This window comes from Streptomyces sp. NTD91 (genome assembly GCF_059510455.1).
The window spans coordinates 1-350 of sequence record NZ_JCAJZW010000182.1 but is presented as its reverse complement, the minus strand read 5'-3'; the positions used below and the strand labels follow the sequence as shown (position 1 = coordinate 350).

Sequence of the window (350 nt, the reverse complement as noted above, 5' to 3'; positions counted from 1 at the left end):
CGTCCCGGTGTCGTCACCGATGGCCAGCGCCTGGGGAGCGGCCGCAGCCGCGATGCCCGCGACCGAAGCGGCGACCGCAGCGGTTGCCCACAGCTTCTTCATGTTCGTTACCTTTCGAGATACGGATCCGGGGAGGAGTTGCGGAATCACCGGTGCGACGGCCCCGTCGTCGGTTGCGGGACGTGCCACGTTCGGCTCAGCGTCTCCGGGCGGCGCGGCCGTTCTCCGCGTCGAATGTGGTGGGGGCGGTCGCACGGCCGGTGCGCGGGCGGCCGCTTCCACGGCGGCCCGCCGACAACGTCCGGGCAACTGCCCCGTGGGAGCCCTGCTGCAGTGCTCAGCGGTTGTTC

General features: G+C 71.7%; 1 pseudogene. It reads right to left on the bottom strand.

The features are described 5' to 3' along the window. Positions 1-102: pseudogene (locus tag AC5WRT_RS39145) on the bottom strand (rodlin); the annotation flags it as partial. Positions 103-350 lie beyond the last annotated feature (248 nt).